16 protein-coding genes are annotated in these 16557 nt (G+C 68.6%); 7 read left to right on the top strand and 9 right to left on the bottom strand.

From position 1 onward, the window contains the following. Window positions 1-41 precede the first annotated feature (41 nt). Entirely contained in the window at window positions 42-623 is a 582-nt protein-coding gene (locus SACMADRAFT_RS24320) for a TIGR03086 family metal-binding protein (protein WP_040926785.1), read from the top strand. Here the strand turns inward: SACMADRAFT_RS24320 and SACMADRAFT_RS24315 are convergent. Further along, window positions 620-1468 carry a (2Fe-2S)-binding protein gene (locus tag SACMADRAFT_RS24315; RefSeq protein WP_009156516.1) on the bottom strand — a complete coding sequence of 283 codons (849 nt, stop codon included), beginning with the start codon at window positions 1466-1468 and terminating at the stop codon, window positions 620-622. The genes SACMADRAFT_RS24320 and SACMADRAFT_RS24315 overlap by 4 nt on opposite strands. Window positions 1469-1841: 373 nt before the next feature. On the opposite strand from SACMADRAFT_RS24315, the gene SACMADRAFT_RS24310 reads away from it, so the two are divergent. After that, a complete protein-coding gene (locus SACMADRAFT_RS24310; RefSeq protein WP_009156515.1) occupies window positions 1842-4391 on the top strand; it encodes an ATP-dependent Clp protease ATP-binding subunit in 2550 nt (849 codons plus the stop codon). Window positions 4392-4548: 157 nt separating this feature from the next. On the opposite strand, the gene SACMADRAFT_RS24305 is transcribed toward SACMADRAFT_RS24310, so the two are convergent. The 3 genes from SACMADRAFT_RS24305 to SACMADRAFT_RS24295 all read right to left on the bottom strand — a co-directional run bounded on the left by SACMADRAFT_RS24305 (window position 4549) and on the right by SACMADRAFT_RS24295 (window position 7190). Then, a complete protein-coding gene (locus tag SACMADRAFT_RS24305) occupies window positions 4549-5367 on the bottom strand; it encodes an SIR2 family NAD-dependent protein deacylase (protein ID WP_009156514.1) in 819 nt (272 codons plus the stop codon). Further along, window positions 5364-5675 carry an antibiotic biosynthesis monooxygenase family protein gene (locus tag SACMADRAFT_RS24300; protein ID WP_009156513.1) on the bottom strand — a complete coding sequence of 104 codons (312 nt, stop codon included), beginning with the start codon at window positions 5673-5675 and terminating at the stop codon, window positions 5364-5366. The genes SACMADRAFT_RS24305 and SACMADRAFT_RS24300 overlap by 4 nt, the downstream gene beginning before the upstream one ends. 93 nt (window positions 5676-5768) lie before the next feature. Next, on the bottom strand, window positions 5769-7190 hold the full coding sequence (locus SACMADRAFT_RS24295; RefSeq protein ID WP_009156512.1) for a M1 family metallopeptidase: 1422 nt from the start codon (window positions 7188-7190) through the stop codon (window positions 5769-5771). A gap of 15 nt (window positions 7191-7205) precedes the next feature. Here SACMADRAFT_RS24295 and SACMADRAFT_RS24290 point away from each other — a divergent pair, with 15 nt between their 5' ends. Next, window positions 7206-7973: an alpha/beta fold hydrolase gene (locus tag SACMADRAFT_RS24290; RefSeq protein ID WP_009156511.1), complete on the top strand. Its 768-nt coding sequence runs from the start codon at window positions 7206-7208 to the stop codon at window positions 7971-7973. A gap of 17 nt (window positions 7974-7990) precedes the next feature. Here SACMADRAFT_RS24290 and SACMADRAFT_RS24285 read toward each other — a convergent pair whose 3' ends face one another. Together SACMADRAFT_RS24285 and SACMADRAFT_RS24280 are read right to left on the bottom strand one after the other, a co-directional pair. Further along, window positions 7991-8866: an HhH-GPD family protein gene (locus tag SACMADRAFT_RS24285; RefSeq protein WP_040925868.1), complete on the bottom strand. Its 876-nt coding sequence runs from the start codon at window positions 8864-8866 to the stop codon at window positions 7991-7993. 34 nt (window positions 8867-8900) lie between these two features. Further along, window positions 8901-9413: a pyridoxamine 5'-phosphate oxidase family protein gene (locus SACMADRAFT_RS24280; protein WP_040926783.1), complete on the bottom strand. Its 513-nt coding sequence runs from the start codon at window positions 9411-9413 to the stop codon at window positions 8901-8903. Window positions 9414-9610: 197 nt separating this feature from the next. On the opposite strand from SACMADRAFT_RS24280, the gene SACMADRAFT_RS24275 reads away from it, so the two are divergent. Next, a complete protein-coding gene (locus SACMADRAFT_RS24275; RefSeq protein ID WP_009156508.1) occupies window positions 9611-10774 on the top strand; it encodes an LLM class flavin-dependent oxidoreductase in 1164 nt (387 codons plus the stop codon). On the opposite strand, the gene SACMADRAFT_RS24270 is transcribed toward SACMADRAFT_RS24275, so the two are convergent. Together SACMADRAFT_RS24270 and SACMADRAFT_RS24265 are read right to left on the bottom strand one after the other, a co-directional pair. Beyond that, window positions 10758-11249, bottom strand: coding sequence for a beta-class carbonic anhydrase (locus tag SACMADRAFT_RS24270; RefSeq protein ID WP_009156507.1), 492 nt, complete (start codon window positions 11247-11249; stop codon window positions 10758-10760). The two genes, SACMADRAFT_RS24275 and SACMADRAFT_RS24270, sit on opposite strands and share 17 nt — an antisense overlap. 67 nt (window positions 11250-11316) lie before the next feature. Further along, complete coding sequence (locus SACMADRAFT_RS24265) at window positions 11317-12417, bottom strand: LacI family DNA-binding transcriptional regulator (RefSeq protein WP_009156506.1); 1101 nt, start codon at window positions 12415-12417, stop codon at window positions 11317-11319. A 189-nt stretch (window positions 12418-12606) separates the two neighbouring features. Here SACMADRAFT_RS24265 and SACMADRAFT_RS24260 point away from each other — a divergent pair, with 189 nt between their 5' ends. The 3 genes from SACMADRAFT_RS24260 to SACMADRAFT_RS24250 all read left to right on the top strand — a co-directional run bounded on the left by SACMADRAFT_RS24260 (window position 12607) and on the right by SACMADRAFT_RS24250 (window position 15299). After that, window positions 12607-13509, top strand: a complete 903-nt coding sequence (locus tag SACMADRAFT_RS24260) for a metal ABC transporter solute-binding protein, Zn/Mn family (protein WP_009156505.1) — start codon at window positions 12607-12609, stop codon at window positions 13507-13509. Beyond that, window positions 13506-14324: a metal ABC transporter ATP-binding protein gene (locus SACMADRAFT_RS24255; protein WP_009156504.1), complete on the top strand. Its 819-nt coding sequence runs from the start codon at window positions 13506-13508 to the stop codon at window positions 14322-14324. Before SACMADRAFT_RS24260 ends, SACMADRAFT_RS24255 begins: the two co-directional genes overlap by 4 nt. 72 nt (window positions 14325-14396) lie before the next feature. Continuing rightward, window positions 14397-15299 (top strand): metal ABC transporter permease, encoded by a 903-nt coding sequence (locus SACMADRAFT_RS24250; protein WP_009156503.1) that lies wholly within the window; start codon window positions 14397-14399, stop codon window positions 15297-15299. On the opposite strand, the gene SACMADRAFT_RS24245 is transcribed toward SACMADRAFT_RS24250, so the two are convergent. Beyond that, window positions 15238-16545, bottom strand: coding sequence for an alginate O-acetyltransferase AlgX-related protein (locus SACMADRAFT_RS24245; RefSeq protein ID WP_009156502.1), 1308 nt, complete (start codon window positions 16543-16545; stop codon window positions 15238-15240). The genes SACMADRAFT_RS24250 and SACMADRAFT_RS24245 overlap by 62 nt on opposite strands. Window positions 16546-16557: the final 12 nt, after the last annotated feature.

Here is a 16557-nt window from a genome sequence, read left to right as displayed (position 1 = left end):
TGTTCAAGACGACCGCCGGTCGGCGGTGTTGACTGATGCGCATGTCCGAACTGAAGGAACCCATCAGCCGTGCCGCGCGCGAGTTCGCGGAGATCGTGCGTGCCGTGCCCGCCGACAAGCTCGCGGCCGCGACACCGTGCGAGGAGTACGACGTCCGCGGCCTGTGCAACCACCTGCTGTTCTGGATGCCGAGGTTGCTCGCCGCGGCCGCGAAGCGCCCTCCGGAGCCACTGGGCGAGGGTGAGCGAGCGGCGGAGTTGGTCGTCGGCGACTGGGCCGATCTGCTTGCAGCAGAAGCCGTCGAACTCGCAGAGGCGCTGCGCGATCCCGCCGCATGGCAGGGCAGCACGAGCATCGCGGGCGGTGACCTGCCCGCCGCGATGGTTGGCAGGATGGCGCTTTGCGAGCTCGTGGTCCACGGCTGGGATCTCGCGACGGCCACCGGTGTGCCCGCGCGCTACGAGTCCGGTGCCGCAGAGGCGGCCGAGCAGGTCATGCGCGAGATCGGTGAGCAGGGCAGGCAACTGAAGGCGTTCGGCCCCGAGGTGCCGCTCGGCGACGACGCCTCCGTGCTGGACCGGGTTGTCGCGCTCTCTGGCCGCGACCCGGCATGGCGACCCTAGTCGGGGTCCGGCTTCGGTCGCAGCCGCGGGCAGCCTTCGCACTCGTCGCGCCCGGGGAGTAGGTAGCTGAAGCAGCAGCTCTCCCTGCTGCGGGTCCATCGCCTGCCCGACGCGGCCTGCCGGAGGTGGAGGGTGGATGGCGAGGTCAACGGCGGATACCGCGACCCCAGTACGAGCGCGGCCTCGGCCACTCCCGCTCCCTCGTCGCCGCTGTCCGCTCCTGCCCACCACAGGCAGGTGTCCAGCGCGTCCGTCGCCGCCGCCCACAGCGTGTGGGCACCCACCGGGCTCACCCGGCCGAAGGCGCGGACGAACCTGGCGGCGTGGGCGACGTAGCCGGCCCGCAGTACCGCCGCGAGTTGCTGTTCGTCGGCCACGACGGTGGCCTCCGGCCTGGCCGCGCCTGGGTCGAGCGGCAGGCAGTAGAAGGAGTTGTCGAGCACCGCCGCGCCGGTCAGCTCCGGCCTGCCTCGCGGCGCGGTGCGCAGCGCCAGTGCCTGCGGCCGCAGCGAGGGAACTCTGCGTTCCTGATGCAGCAGCAGCGCGGCGGCGTAGGCGGGTGCGCGCAGGTACCACGCCATCACGTAGCAGGCGGTGGTGCGGCCGGGCGCGGGGCCTGCGATCCGGTATTGCCCGCGCAGCCAGTCGGCGAGAGTCTCTCGCCAGCGGCGGAAACCGTCGGGGTCGGCGAGTAGGTCGGAGCAACGCTGCCAACCGTCCCCGGTGGTGTCCGCCCGAACCTCGATGCGGGTCGGTCGTGCGGCCAGGCGGTCGAGCGACGCTGCCAGCCCGTCGAGATCGTCCCGAATGTGTCGAGCATCACGAAATGGCCTGCTGATACTCACACGTGTGCCCTCGCTGCTCCATCCGGGTATTGTCGATTAGGCGTGCCTTACCTTACCGGCCGGACGGTGGCAAGCCACCCGGGCTCCCGATCGGGGGATGGCCAGGGGAAGTGTGTTCGCGAGGAGCGGACAACGGGATCGCCAGGAATCCCAGGCCCCGGTCACGCGTTGTACAAATCGTCAACAGCCAGCGATAAGTCGACTGTGTGTCTGTCCGAAACCACGTGCCAGAGCTGATCAGGCGGTACGGAATCCGCCCCAGTGGTAAGCCGACACGTGCGCTTGGCTACTACAGTGGTCTCACGGTGCCGAGCTCACCTAGCGAAGTCAGGGCTGAGATCGGGCCGCCGGCGCAGCAGTCGAGGGAGTGGGAATGTTCGAAAGGTTCACCGACCGCGCGAGGCGGGTGGTTGTCCTGGCCCAGGAAGAGGCCAGGATGCTCAACCACAACTACATCGGCACCGAGCACATCCTCCTGGGTCTGATCCACGAGGGTGAGGGTGTCGCCGCCAAGGCGCTTGAGTCGTTGGGTATCGCGCTTGAGGGCGTCCGCCAGCAGGTCGAGGAGATCATCGGCCAGGGTCAGCAGGCCCCGAGCGGGCACATCCCCTTCACGCCGCGTGCCAAGAAGGTACTCGAGCTGTCCCTGCGCGAGGCGCTGCAGCTCGGCCACAACTACATCGGCACCGAGCACATCCTGCTCGGCCTGATCCGCGAGGGCGAAGGCGTCGCGGCGCAGGTCCTCGTCAAGCTGGGGGCCGACCTCAACCGCGTTCGCCAGCAGGTACTGCAACTGCTGTCCGGCTACCAGGGCAAGGAGCCCGCCGAGGCGGGCACGGGCCGTGGTGAGGGCACCCCGTCCTCCTCGCTGGTGCTGGACCAGTTCGGTCGCAACCTCACGGCGTCGGCCCGCGAGGGCAAGCTCGACCCGGTCATCGGCCGAAGCAAGGAGATCGAGCGGGTCATGCAGGTGCTGTCCCGCCGCACCAAGAACAACCCCGTGCTCATCGGGGAACCCGGCGTCGGCAAGACCGCCGTGGTCGAGGGCCTCGCGCAGAACATCGTCAAGGGCGAGGTCCCCGAGACACTGAAGGACAAGCAGCTCTACACCCTCGACCTCGGTTCCCTGGTCGCGGGCTCGCGTTACCGCGGTGACTTCGAGGAGCGCTTGAAGAAGGTCCTCAAGGAGATCAAGACCCGAGGCGACATCATCCTGTTCATCGACGAGCTGCACACGCTCGTCGGCGCGGGTGCGGCCGAGGGCGCGATCGACGCCGCGAGCATCCTCAAGCCGATGCTCGCGCGTGGCGAACTGCAGACGATCGGTGCCACCACCCTCGAGGAGTACCGCAAGTACATCGAGAAGGACGCCGCGCTGGAGCGCCGCTTCCAGCCGATCCAGGTCGGTGAGCCGTCGCTGGAGCACACGATCGAGATCCTGAAGGGTCTGCGCGACCGCTACGAGGCACACCACCGGGTGTCGATCACCGACTCCGCTCTCGTGGCCGCCGCGACACTGGCCGACCGCTACATCAACGACCGGTTCCTGCCGGACAAGGCGATCGACCTGATCGACGAGGCGGGCGCCCGCATGCGCATCCGGCGCATGACCGCGCCGCCGGACCTGCGGGAGTTCGACGAGAAGATCGCCGACGTGCGCAGGGAGAAGGAGTCGGCCATCGACGCGCAGGACTTCGAGCGGGCCGCACGCTTGCGGGACGAGGAGAAGACGCTGCTGGGCCAGAAGTCCGAGCGGGAGAAGCAGTGGAAGGACGGTGACCTGGACGTCGTCGCCGAGGTTGACGACGAGCAGATCGCCGAGGTCCTCGCCAACTGGACCGGCATCCCGGTGTTCAAGCTCACCGAGGAGGAGACCACCAGGCTGCTCCGCATGGAGACCGAGCTGCACAAGCGGATCATCGGCCAGGAGGACGCGGTCAAGGCCGTTTCCCAGGCCATCCGCCGCACCAGGGCGGGCCTGAAGGACCCGAAGCGCCCCTCCGGCTCGTTCATCTTCGCCGGCCCGTCCGGTGTGGGTAAGACCGAGCTGTCCAAGGCGCTGGCGAACTTCCTGTTCGGTGAGGACGACGCGCTCATCCAGATCGACATGGGCGAGTTCCACGACCGCTACACCGCCTCGCGGCTGTTCGGTGCCCCTCCGGGCTACGTCGGCTACGAGGAGGGCGGACAGCTCACCGAGAAGGTCCGTCGCAAGCCGTTCTCCGTCGTGCTCTTCGACGAGATCGAGAAGGCACACCAGGAGATCTACAACACCCTGCTGCAGGTGTTGGAGGACGGCAGGCTGACCGACGGTCAGGGCCGCACGGTCGACTTCAAGAACACGGTGCTGATCTTCACCTCGAACCTGGGCACGCAGGACATCTCCAAGTCCGTGAGCCTCGGCTTCTCTTCGGGTTCCGACGAGGGATCGCGCTACGAGAAGATGAAGCAAAAGGTCAACGAGGAGATGAAGAAGCACTTCCGGCCGGAGTTCCTCAACCGGATCGACGACATCATCGTGTTCCACCAGCTCACGCAGGACCAGATCATCGAGATGGTGGACCTGATGGTCACGAGGGTCGAGGGGCAGCTCAAGGGCAAGGACATGGAGCTGGAGCTCACCGACAAGGCGAAGGCGCTGCTCGCCAAGCGCGGCTTCGACCCGGTGCTCGGCGCCCGTCCGCTGCGCCGGACCATCCAGCGGGAGATCGAGGACCAGCTGTCCGAGAAGATCCTGTTCGGCGAGGTGCAGCCTGGCCAGATCATCATCGTGGACGTCGACGGTTGGGAGATCGGCGACGAGCGCGACGACAAGGCCAAGTTCGTGTTCCGCGGTGAGGCCAAGCCGCTGGACGTGCCCGACGCACCACCGGTGAGCATCGCCGCCGCCGGTAGCGAGGACGGCGAGTCCGAGAACGAGTAATCGAACGCGAAACGAAGGCGCCCTCACGGCAGTCCGCCGTGGGGGCGCCTTCTTGCGTTCGGCTTGTCAGCGGGCTCTGTCGGCTCAGTGGCTTAGTAGCTAGTGGCTCAGTGGCACTCAGTGGCACTCAGTGGCACTCAGTGGCACTCAGTGGCACTCAGTGGCTCAGTCGTGAGGCGATGGCGCGCAGTGCCTCGAGCGCCCCGCACCGCACCGACACGCCCCTGCCGTGCCGCACCTGCGGCTCGCGCGGGTTGATCCGGACCAGCGCACCGTTGGCCGCGCTCGCCAGTTCGGCCTGCCGCCGCACGGTCGGCACCGCCAATCCCGCACCCAGTTCGACTACCGCGACATCGGTGTTGGCACGCCGCCATGCCCGCAGTGCGTCGAGTTGCCGTTGGGTGCGGTGCGGTATCCAGTCCATGTCACCGAACATCAGGATGTTCGGTCGGGCAGGCGCACCGCAGTGAGGACAGCACGGCAGCGGTGGTCGTGCCCGCATCGTTTCCGGATCGACGTCCACCTCGACGCCGTCGGCGGGCCAGACGTCGTCGCAGCAGCAAGCAAGGCACTGCAGGTGGTGGATCGAGCCGTGCACCTCGGTGACGCCGGCGAATCCGGCGCGCTGGAACTGGCCGTCCACGTTCGAGGTGAACACTCGCACCCCGCCGGGCTTGGCCTCGCCCCACTTCCGCAGCAGCTGGAACCCTTCGTGCGGGGTGGTCTCGCGATACAGCGAGAGGCGGTGGCCGTAGAAGCCCCAGGCCAGCTCGGGGTCGGTGACGAAGTGTTCGGGGTCGGCCAGCTCGGCGAAGCTCAGCCCGAGCCGGGCGTACGGCGGGTAGGCGCGCCAGAAGCCCTCGTCGCCGCCGAAGTCCGGAAGACCGGAGTCAACCCCCATTCCCGCGCCCGCGCATACCAGCAACGCACTCGCCGAGGAGATCAGCTCCGCGGCGCGGTCGAGCTCTGCTTTCACTCAGCCGCGGGCTTGGAGCTTTGCACGACCTCGAATTCCAGCAGGCTCGCCCCGCTGGCCACCGGCTTGCCGCGTTCGCCGGAATGCGCTTCCCGCGCCGGGCCCTGTGCCCACGCCTGGAAGTGTTCCTCGGTTTCCCACTTCGTGTAGACGAAGTACCGGTTCTCGCCGGAGACGGGTCGCAGCAGCTCGAAACCGAGGAACCCGGGTTGGGAGTCCACCGCGTGCAACCGTGCGGCGAACCGCTTCTCCAGTTCGGGGCCCGCGCCCTCGGGCACCTCAATCGCATTGATCTTCACAACAGCCATGGGGCAAGCCTAGGACCCTTGGCCGTCGGGTGTCGGGGCGCTGTGCCGGACGTGGGAGCGCAGAACTCGCGGGTGGGAGCGGGGGACTCGCGGTCAGGAGGGGTAGAGGTGGGGCTGCGGTGGGCGCTTGGTGCTTCGAAACCACGCGTCGAAGAAGCCGCGCAGATCCTGCCCGGTGCTGCGCTGTACGTATTCCTCGAACTGCGGCCAGCTGGCGTTACCTTCGCGGTGCTTCGCGGGCCACTCCCGCAGCACCCGGTCGAAGGCGCTGTCGCCGATCCGTTGCCGCAGCGCGTGTATCGCGAGGATGCCCTTGTCGTAGACCCCCTCGAACTCGTGTCCGGCTCCCATGTCGTACAGCCGAGGGGCCCAGAACGCGGCGTCGTCACGCAGCTGTTCCACCGCCCTGCGGTAGCGCGCGTCGAGGTCGTCGCCTTCCTTGTGCTCGGCCCACAACCATTGCGAGTAGCTGGCGAAGCACTCGTTGAGACAGATGTCGGCCCAGGACCGCACCGAGACCGAGTTGCCGTACCACTGGTGCGCGATCTCGTGCACCACGGTGTCCAGGTCTGCCGAACGGGTGTAGGTCGGTCTGCCCTGGGTTTCCAGCGAGTAGCCGATGTCCGTGCCGAGATAGATCCCGCCCGCCGTGGTGGCCGGGTACTCCCCGAAGCGGCCCGCGAGGAACTCCACGATCTCCGCCACGCGGGCCGCCTCGTCGCGCATGGCATCGGAGCCGGGTGCGAACGCGTTCAGCACCGGGGTGCCGTCCTCGAGTTCGCCGCGCTGGAAACTGAACCGGTCGATGACGATGGTGGTCAGGTAGCTGGCCACCGGGTCCGGCTCCTTCCAGGTCGTCGTGGTCCAGCCGTCCTTCGTCGACTCCTCGCCGCGACGGCCGATGGAGACCGCCGACCAGCCCTTCGGCACGCTCGCCCTCAGCTCGAAGGTCGCTTTGTCGCGCGGGTGCTCGTTCACCGGGTACCAGTAGGAGGCCGACCGCGGTTCACCCAGCACGAAAGCCCCTCCACTCGGGCTGCGTTGCCAGCCGTCGCCCCCCAACTGGGCGTCCGCAGAGCCCTGTGGCTTGCCCGTGTAGCGCACCCTCGTGCTGAACGTCGAGCCCTTTGGCAGCGGCCGGGCAGGCGTGACGACGAGTTCGAAGTCGTCCTCACGCGAGAAGCGTGCCGGTTCGCCGTCCACCTCCACCGAAGACACGGTGAAGCCCCGCAGGTCCAGGTTGAACCGGTCGAGGTCGTGGGTCGCCTCGGCGGTCACCGTGGTGTCGCCCCGCAGCCTTCCGCTGCTGGGGTCGTAGCGGACGGACACCAGGTAGCCGGTGGCGTCGTAGCCGCCGTTTCCGGCGTTGGGGTAGTACGGGTCGCCGATCCCCGCCGCGCCGGCTTCGGCTTCACCCCCCGGTTGGCCGGGATCGGCCGATTCCGGCGCTGTGCAGGCGGCTAGGGTGCTGATGAGACCGCAGAGCACAGCGGCCCGCACGCGGCGGTAGGGCATGAACGGGAAGCCTAGATGCGAGCACGTGAGGACGTCGTTGACTTCGGCGGCGAGGGTACGCCGATCGTGCTGTTGCACGGATTGATGGGCAGGGCCACCACCTGGTGGCGGGTTTCGCGGTGGCTCATCGACTACGGGCACGTGGTCGGCCTGGACGCCCGGGGCCACGGGCGGTCCCGCCGTCGTGGCGACTGGCGCACCGAGGAGTTCGTCGACGACGTCGCCGAGTTGATCACCGAGCTCGACGAGGGGCCCGCGGTCGTGCTGGGGCACTCGATGGGTGGGCTGCACGCGTGGGTGCTGGCCGCCAGGTTCCCGCAGCTGGTGCGTGCCGTCGTCGTCGAGGACATGGCGCCCGACCAGCGGGGCCGCACGGTGGACGTCTGGCGTGACTACTTCGACTCGTGGCCGGTGCCGTTCCGGTCGCTGGCACACGTCCGTGACTTCTTCGGCAGCACGGGCGACTACTTCATCGAGTGCGTGCGGGAGGAGTCCGACGGCTACCACCTGCTGGCGGACCTGGAGGACCTCTACCAGATCGCGGGCGAGTGGGGTCGGCGCGAGTACTGGTCGTACGTGGCAGGAGTGAAGTGCCCGCTGCTCGTCGTCGAGGCAGCCGACACCGCCATGCCACCCGGTCAGCAGGCGCGGCTCGCCGAGTCGGCACCCGGAGGCGGCAGGCACGTGGTCATCGAGGGGGCGGGCCACGTCGTCCACGACGACGCGCCACAGGAGTTTCGAGGTGCCGTCGAGGCGTTCCTGTCCGAGGTGCTCGGCCGCTGATCCGCGCCAGGGCCTGTTCAGTGCTCTCCAGGAAGGCCGAACCGACCGTCCGGGGTCTGCTCGACGAGCCCGTCCACTAGCAGCGAGTCGAGGCAGCGATCCCGCTGGCCCGGTTTCGACCAAACAACGTCCAGCCTGGCCTTCTCCACCGGCTCGGTGGTGTTCCTGAGCACGTCGAGCAGCAGGCCGCGAACGTGCCGATCGGTGCCGCCGTACTTCTGCACGGGTTTGGCGGGACCGGTGTACTCGGGCCTGCCCGCGCGCTGCCACGCGCAGCCGGACACCAGCGGGCAGCCCGTGCATTTCGGCGAGCGGGCCACACAGATCAGAGCGCCCAGTTCCATCAGCGCGGCGGAGAACCGTGCCGCCCTTGGCTCATCGGCAGGGAGCAGCGCTTCCACGTCGGCGAGGTCGCGGCTGATCGATGCGGGTCCGGCGTCGCCTGCGCCGTGCACGGCCCTTGCGACGACCCTGCGTACGTTGGTGTCCACCACCGGGGCGCGCTTGCCGTAGGCGAATGCCGCGACAGCGCGCGCTGTGTAGGCCCCGATGCCCGGCAGCGCGAGCAGGGCCTCGACATCGTCGGGAACCCGGTCGTGATGCTCGGAGGCGATCACGCAGGCGGCGGCGTGCAGTCGCAGCGCGCGCCTGGGGTAACCGAGCTTGCCCCACGCGCGCAGCACCTCGCCCTGACTTTCCCCGGCAAGTGCCGACGGCCGTGGCCAGCGGTCCAGCCACTCCTGCCACACCGGCAGCACTCGGGCGACCGGCGTTTGCTGGAGCATGATCTCGCTGACGAGTACGCCCCACGGTGAGCAGTCGGCGTCGCGCCACGGCAGGTCGCGAGCGCTCTCGTCGAACCAGTCGAGCAGGCAGTCCGCATCGATAGACATCGGCGCCGATTCAACCAGACCCGCGATCACCCCCTCACTCGCCGAAGGTGTAGCGGGTCTGGCTGTAGGGGTTCTTGGAGAACGCCAGCACCTTGGCGGGTGTCACGCCGAACACGGGTGCCCGGTGGTCGTCGCTGCCGGGATCGCGAAACCGGCCGTCGGCCACCTCGAACGGCCAGTCGAGCTTGTCCCGCCACATCCGGGCAAGCCGGGTCAGCACCGCCTCGTCACCCACCTGCGCCGCCGTGCCCTCGACGATCACGTCAAGCCCTTCGCGGAAGGAGTTCGAACCCGTGGTGAGCACGCAGCGCGGATTCGACTCCAGGTTGCGGGCCTTCTGCTCGTGTGCCCCGGTGCAGAAGTGCAGCCTGCCGTCCAGCCACATCGCCGGCAACGGCGCCACGTGTGGGCGACCGTCGCCGCGGACAGTGGAAAGCCAGAACATCTCCGAGTCGCGCAACACCCGCTCGACCCGCGCCCAGGAGACGGCAGTGCTGCCCGGCTCGCTGAACTCCGGGACGTGTTCTGCATGCGGCTGGTTCGTCACCGGCACCCCTTTCGCCTCCGCCGACGGCTTCACCGGGTCTTTCACCGGTGTCTTTCACCGGTACTGACACGACCGAGGCGAAGAACTCATCGCATCGCGCCGAACAAGGGACGAAAGTAGGCGAGCGCGGGTGACGTTGTGCCGTGGCGGTTCGCTTCGCCGGTTGGTGAACCTTGCCGTTACGCAGGAGGAACGAGATGACGAGCACGGCGATGACGTCCGGGGTGTACGTGCCGCCCAGCCCGCCGGTGGCCGGGTTACGGCTGCTCACGGCGATGGCGCGGCTGTCAGGGTTGGATTCGCTGTTCGTGGAGGACCACCTGCAGGAGTTCTATCCCACCGAGTTGTGGGACCGGCGGTTCACCTGGGCGGCGGGTCGGCTGTCGAGTCCGCATGAGTTGTTCGACTACCAGACGTTGCTCGGCTCTCTCGCGGGCAGGGCGGGGCGGCTACGGCTGGGTGTCGGAGTCACCGAACCGTACCGCCGCCACCCCGTGGTGATCGCGCAGGCCGCGGTCACCCTGGCGCACCTGACCAAGCGTGCTCCGATTCTGGGCCTTGGCTGCGGCGAGAGGCTGAACATCGAGCCCTACGGGCTCGACATGCATCGGCCGGTCGACCGGCTGGAAGAGGCGTTGCGGATCATCCGGCTGTGCTTCACCTCGCGTGGCCCGATCGACTTCGAGGGATCGCACTTCCGGCTGGAGCGCGCCGTCATGGATCTGCGGCCCCCGGCGGGTCGGACGCCGCGGCTCTGGGTCGCGGCACACGGTCCGCGCATGCTCGACCTGACCGGGCGCTACGGTGACGGCTGGCTGCCCGAGTCGGGCGTGCTCGGCACACCTGAGCGCTACGCCAGGGCACTGGCAGCCGTCAGGACCGCGGCGGAAGGCGCGGGTCGTGATCCCGAGTCCATCACTCCCGCGCTGCTCGCCTTTGTCGCCGTGGCGCCGACCCGAAAACGTGCCCGTGCGATGCTGGAAAGCAGGTTGTTGCGGTACTGGGCGCTGTTGTTTCCTGCGAGGCGTTGGCAGGAGGTCGGCGCGCGACACCCGTTCGGACCGCACTTCCGTGGGATCGTCGACATCCTGCCCGGTGCCTACGACCGCGCCACGCTCGACGCGGCGATCGCGGATGTGCCGCCCGAGGTCGTCGAATCCGGGGTCATCGTCGGCACCGTCGAGCAGGTATGCCTGCGCCTGCGCGAACTGCGCGAGGCCGGACTACGCCATGTCGTGATCGGCCCGTTGTCGTTCTATCTGTCGAACCACGATGCCGCCCACAGCGTATGGGCGGTCCGACGGATCGCCCATACGCTGCGCCGGGACCGGCGATCCGGCCGAGCTATTGCACCTCGGTAAGCTCTCCGGCTTGCACGTCGTAGACGAAGCCGCGCACGGTCTCGGTGTGTAGCAGGAAGGGGCTGCGCCGGATGCGCTCGATCGACTGCCTGATGTTGGCCTTGATGTCGCGGAACGCCTCCACCGACCACGGCGGGCGTATACCGCTGTAGTCTTCGAGTTCGTCCTTGAAGCCGTCCTCGGTGACATCGTTGAGTCCGCAGTTCGTGTGCTGCACGATCATGATCTCGCGGGTGCCCAGCTTGTGCTGGCTCAACGCGAGCGAGCGGATCATGTCGTCGGTGACCACGCCACCCGCGTTGCGCAGAACGTGCGCCTCGCCCTGCAGCAGCCCGAACAGTTCGAAGACCCGGATGCGCGCGTCCATGCACGTCAGGATCGCCACGTGCAGCGAGGGCTGGGGCGAGGAGCGGTCGCCGGGCACCGCGTTACCGAGTTCTTGGTTGCGCTTCAGCAGCAGGTCGATCGAGCTCATGTCACCCATTCCAGCGGTAGTGGTCAATGTTTCACAAGGTCGTCGGGCGGATGTCACGTGGGCTTTCTCACGGGCCGAACCAGCGTTCCTCGGCGGTGCGTGGTGGCGCGGACGTCGTGCCGATACGCAGCTCCGTCGGCAGCGTGATGACCTTGGGCGACACCCGGTCACCCGCGCTGAGCAGTAGCTTGCCTGCCGCTCTGCCCTTCTCGAGCACCGGTTGGTGCACCGTGGTGAGCCCGGCGCGGGTGGCCTCGGCGATGCCGTCGAAGCCGGTGACGGTCAGGTCGGCGGGCACCCGCAACCCGCGCCGCCTCACCTCGGCTATGGCGCCGAGCGCCAGGATGTCGGAGGTGCAGACGAGCGCGGTCACGCCGGGGTGCGCGTCGAGCAGTTGCCGTGCCGCCGAAGCGCCCTCGTCGACGCTGTGCTCGAATCGCTCCACCACGGGAACGCTCGCCCAGTCCACGCCCGCCTTCTCGAAGGTCTTCGCGAGCGCGGCCAGCCGGGTCCGTTGCACGTGGTAGTGGGCCTCGTGTTGCCGCCGCAGCGGGGCGAAGCCGTCGTTGCGGTCACGGGCGAGCCGCATGCAGAGCACACCGACCTGGCGGTGGCCGAGGTTGACGAGGTGGTTGGCGAGGTCGACCGTTGCCGCCTCGTCGTCGGGGCCCACCCGATCGACGCCTTCGACCTGCGGCTGGTCGACGATGACCGTCGGTACCGGTCGGGAAAGCACCGCGGCGAGGTGGGGGTCGTCGTCAGGCACCGAGTAGACGACGAACCCGTCCACTCCCGCGCGGTGTACCGCGGCGACGTCCTCGCGGCCCGGGCTCGCGGGCACGAGGTGCAGGCCGACGCCCGCGTCCTCGCAGGCGAGCGCGAGCCCTTCCAGTACTCCGACGGCCGCGGGGTCGCGGAAGGCGTAGGAGAGATTCTCGGTGAGCAGCAACCCCACGGCACCCGCCTTGCGGGTACGCAGTGAGCGTGCGACCGGGTCGGGGCCGGGGTAGCCGAGCCGGCGGGCCGTTTCGAGCACGCGGCGGCGCAACTCGGGTGACAGTTGGTCCGGCCGGTTGTAGGCGTTCGACACCGTTGTCCTGGACACGCCCAGTTCGGCGGCGAGCGACGCGAGAGTCGCCTGCCGCCTGGTTCGCATCGGCCGGTTCATGAACAAACCGTAACGGTTCAGAAGCCGTTGCAGAAGCACTGCCCCACACCGGTCACATCCTGACGCTCAGTCGCGGGTCGCATCACTCGTTGGTGGACAAGTCAGTCGATGGGGTACGGTGTAATCGACAACGATTTCCATTATCTGCACTGGCTGTGATCGGCTTTACTGACGGGAGTGTGGTTGTCGATGAGAACTGTCCGCCCGGGGCGGCTTGCGGCTGTGCTCGCCGGCCTGCTCGCACTCGTGCTCGGCCTCGCCGCCTGCGGCGGCGGCTCCGGCAGCACGGCCGACGACGGCCGCATCTCGGTGGTCGCCTCGACCAACGTGTGGGGCTCGGTGGTGAGCGCGGTCGCGGGCGAGGCCGTGCAGGTGCGCTCGCTCATCGACGACCCCTCGGGTGACCCGCACTCCTACCAGGCGAGTGCGGAGGACGCGGCCGACGTGCAGTCGGCACAGTTGCTCGTCTACAACGGTGGCGGCTACGACGACTTCTTCACCCAGCTCGCCGACCGGGCACCCGACGCGCAGCGCGTGGTGGCCTACCAGGTCGCGGGTTCGCCCGAGAACGAGCACGTCTGGTACGACCTGCCCGCCGTGGCGAGGGTCGCCGACGACATCGCCGCGCGGCTGGGCGAACTCGACCCAGAGCAGCGGCAGGTGTACGAGAACAACGCCAAGGAGTTCTCCACCCGGCTGGACGGGCTGCTGCGGCAGGTGGAAACGATCGCGGCGACGCACGCGGGTGCGCCGGTGGTCGCCATGGAACCCGTGGCCGACCACCTCATCGAGCGAGCCGAACTCGACAACGTGACGCCTCCGGACTTCTCCGAAGCCGTGGAGAATGAGACAGACATCCCGGTCGCCGCGCAGCAGGAGATCACCGACCTGGTCAGCCGGGGTCAGGTTCGTGCGGTGATCAACAACAAGCAGACGGTCAGCCCCGCCACCGACCGCGTGATCGAGCAGGCCCGCGGGGCTGGGGTGCCGGTTGTGGGTGTCACCGAGACGCTGCCGGAGGGCGGCGACGGTTACATTGCGTGGATGAGCGAGCAGGTGGGAGCACTCTCGAAAGCCCTGGGTGAGCGATGAACGGTGCTGCGATCGAGTTGACCGACGCCGCGTTGCGGTTCGGCGACCGGACGTTGTGGTCGGGGCTGGACCTGCGGGTGGAGCCGGGTGAGTTCCTGGCCGTGCTCGGTCCCAACGGCTCAGGCAAGACGAGCCTGCTGCGCGTGTTGCTCGGTCTGCAGCCGCTGAGTGCGGGCACGGCCACCGTGGCGGGTGCGCGACCCGGCAGGGCCAGTGAGCGCGTCGGCTACGTTCCTCAGCAACGGGCGATGGACCAGGGGCTGACGCTGCGGGGCAACGACCTCGTTGGGCTCGGGCTGGACGGGCACCGCTGGGGTACCGGGCTGCTCGGCCTGCGAAAACGGCGCCACAAGATCGCGGCAGCTGTCGAGTCGGTAGGCGCCACCTCGTTCGCGTCATCGCAGGTGGGCAGGCTCTCCGGCGGTGAACAGCAGCGGCTGCGGGTGGCGCAGGCGTTGATCGGTGACCCGGAGGTGCTGCTGTGTGACGAGCCGCTGGCCTCGCTCGACCTCACTCACCAGCGAGTCGTCAGCGGGCTCATCGACGCGCGCAGGCGTGCCGCGGGCACCGCGGTGCTGTTCGTGACCCACGAGATCAACCCGGTGCTGTCCTACGTCGACAGGGTGCTCTACCTCGTCGACGGCAGGTTCCGTATCGGCACGCCGGAACAGGTCATGACCTCCGCGACCCTGTCGCAGCTGTACGGCACCCAGGTCGAGGTGCTCAGGATCGGTGACCAGATCCACGTCGCGGGCGCGCAGAGTTGCCTGTGCGAGGACGAGGTGCACCACGAGGCCGACGAGCCGGTGCCATGAGATGCGGGTGAGCGACGCCGCCCCGCACCGACCAAGCACTACCGTCTCCTGAAAGCCTTGTGAAAGCCCGCCATGGACAAGCTTTTCGACTTCGAGCTCACCGCTCGCCTGCTCGGTCTCGACTTCGTGCAGACGGCGCTGCTCGCCGCCGCCGTGCTCGGGATACTGGCGGGCACCCTCGGTCCGCTCATCGTCATCCGCAGGATGTCCTTCGCCGTTCACGGCACCGCGGAACTGGCGTTCACCGGCGCGGCCGCCGCGCTGCTGCTCGGCGTCGGCATCAGCTACGGCGCGCTGGCCGGTGCCGTCGTCGCCGCGCTGCTGCTCGGCCTGCTCGGCAGCCGGGAGTCCGACCGCGACTCCGTGATCGGAGTGATCCTCTCGTTCGGGCTTGGCCTTGGCGTGCTGCTGCTGTGGTACTACCCCGGCAGGGCGGCGAACAAGTTCGGCATCCTCGTGGGGCAGATCGTCGCGGTGGAACCGACGGATCTGCTGGCACTCGTCGTGGCGGCGATCGTGGTGCTGGTCGTGCTCGCCGTGATCTACCGGCCACTGCTGTTCGCCAGTGTCGACCCCGGCGTCGCGGTGGCCCGTGGCGTTCCCGTTCAGCTGCTCTCGCCGCTGTTCGCCGTGCTCATCGGGGTTGCGACAGCGTTGGGCGTGCAGATCGTGGGCGCGTTGTTGGTGGTCGCGCTGATGGTGACTCCCGCGGCCGCGGCCGCGCGGCTCACCGCCAGCCCGCTGCGGGCCACGCTGCTGGCCATAGCCTTCGCCGAGACGGCCGCGCTCGGCGGCATCGTGCTGTCGCTGGCCCCCAGCGCACCGGTCAGCTTCTTCGTCACGGCTATCTCGTTCACGATCTACCTCGTCGCGCGGGTGATCGAGTACGTGCGGGGCAGGCAACGCCGGGTGTTCAGCGGATCGGTCGCCGCGCCATCGCCTGCCGTGCCTGCTGTAGAAACCCCTCGTCGATGAACGGCAACGTGCTCGCCGCCACCGAGCGCTCGACGGCCTGAACGACGACCACCTCGGCGTCGGTGAACGCCTTCAGCACCGTGCGTTCGTAATCGGCCATCGACGGATAACCCAGTATCGTCAGGTCGCTGAACCCGGCCGGTAGGTACCGCGACGACGCGAGGGCGAACGAGTCACCGAACACCAGCGTCCTGCTGTTCACCGTCTGCTCGATGGGGCTCGCCGTGTGGTGCTGTGGTCGTTCCAGGTCGAGTAGCGGCTCGGTGGTTCGGTCGGTTTGCCCGTCCGGGCGGAGTTCGTAGCGCAATGTGGACTTCTTCTCCGACCTGCCGAGCATCCTTGGCAGGTCGGCGGTGCCGGTGACCCAGCCGACCCCGGCGGCCCGCCACGCCTTGGTCACCCCTGGCTGGACCGCCTCCGCGATGGCGCGGGTGAGTACGATCGCGCCCTCGTCGGTCCAGTGGGTGTCGTTGCGGAAGTACACCGGCCTGCCGAGCAGTTGTGCCTGTGCCGCCAGTTCGTCCCTGATGTCGACGACGTAGTCGCGGCTGCCCGCCAGCCGCCAGAATCGCTGGCTCGCCAACCGGGAGCACTGTTTGCCCGCGTAGGAATCCGGTAAGTGCTGTGGTGCCATCGTCGTCTTGTCGGGGGCGATCACGAACACGAACTTCCGCCCTGAGCTTTCCACCGCCTCGCGGAGCCGGTCGATGTGCGCGAAGGTCTGCTCCATCGGCCGCTGCGGCTCGCATTTGCCGTCGACGTCGAAGCCGTAGTACAGCCAACCGTCGCCGCCCTCGATCACCCGCCGGTAGCCGGGTTCGGTGTGTGGCGTGTCCTGCCCGGGGACCTGGCCCGCGGGGGGTGACTGCGGGCTTCCGGGAAGCGGCCCCGGATTGCCGGTGCCGCCCTGGTCGAATGGTGCTGGCTCGCCGAAGAACGTCCTGCTGATCGCGTCGGCGGCGGTGACGGCGCCCGCGCGGAAGACCAACTGGTCGGTCGCCCAGGTCGGCAGGTCGGTGAAGAACGACCAGCCCGACGCGATGCTGGGAAAGCCGGCGAGCGGGTGGTTCTCGATCTCGGCGGGGCGTGCGCCGCCCAGCCACATCAGGCTGGGAGTCGCGAAGAAGATCAACGCGCAGATCAGGGCGGTCAGTTGCCTGCCGCCGTGCCGTGGCCGGTGCAGGGCGTGCTCGCGAGGCAGCCAGGCTTCGTGCACGGCGGGCAGTTGCTGCGGTCGGTTCGCCACGCCACAACGTTA

The organism is Saccharomonospora marina XMU15 (assembly GCF_000244955.1).
GTDB lineage: Bacteria > Actinomycetota > Actinomycetes > Mycobacteriales > Pseudonocardiaceae > Saccharomonospora_A > Saccharomonospora_A marina.
The sequence above is the reverse complement of the archived record's forward strand: the minus strand, read 5'-3'. Positions and strand labels throughout refer to the sequence as shown.

Coding starts and splice junctions, on each gene's coding strand:
- SACMADRAFT_RS24260 (WP_009156505.1), top strand. CDS start 12,607: ATGAGAACTGTCCGCCCGGGGCGGCTTGCGGCTGTGCTCGCCGGCCTG.
- SACMADRAFT_RS24270 (WP_009156507.1), bottom strand. CDS start 11,249: ATGAGCTCGATCGACCTGCTGCTGAAGCGCAACCAAGAACTCGGTAAC.
- SACMADRAFT_RS24290 (WP_009156511.1), top strand. CDS start 7,206: ATGCGAGCACGTGAGGACGTCGTTGACTTCGGCGGCGAGGGTACGCCG.
- SACMADRAFT_RS24265 (WP_009156506.1), bottom strand. CDS start 12,417: ATGAACCGGCCGATGCGAACCAGGCGGCAGGCGACTCTCGCGTCGCTC.
- SACMADRAFT_RS24255 (WP_009156504.1), top strand. CDS start 13,506: ATGAACGGTGCTGCGATCGAGTTGACCGACGCCGCGTTGCGGTTCGGC.
- SACMADRAFT_RS24300 (WP_009156513.1), bottom strand. CDS start 5,675: ATGGCTGTTGTGAAGATCAATGCGATTGAGGTGCCCGAGGGCGCGGGC.
- SACMADRAFT_RS24285 (WP_040925868.1), bottom strand. CDS start 8,866: ATGTCTATCGATGCGGACTGCCTGCTCGACTGGTTCGACGAGAGCGCT.
- SACMADRAFT_RS24320 (WP_040926785.1), top strand. CDS start 42: ATGTCCGAACTGAAGGAACCCATCAGCCGTGCCGCGCGCGAGTTCGCG.
- SACMADRAFT_RS24275 (WP_009156508.1), top strand. CDS start 9,611: ATGACGAGCACGGCGATGACGTCCGGGGTGTACGTGCCGCCCAGCCCG.
- SACMADRAFT_RS24295 (WP_009156512.1), bottom strand. CDS start 7,190: ATGCCCTACCGCCGCGTGCGGGCCGCTGTGCTCTGCGGTCTCATCAGC.
- SACMADRAFT_RS24310 (WP_009156515.1), top strand. CDS start 1,842: ATGTTCGAAAGGTTCACCGACCGCGCGAGGCGGGTGGTTGTCCTGGCC.
- SACMADRAFT_RS24250 (WP_009156503.1), top strand. CDS start 14,397: ATGGACAAGCTTTTCGACTTCGAGCTCACCGCTCGCCTGCTCGGTCTC.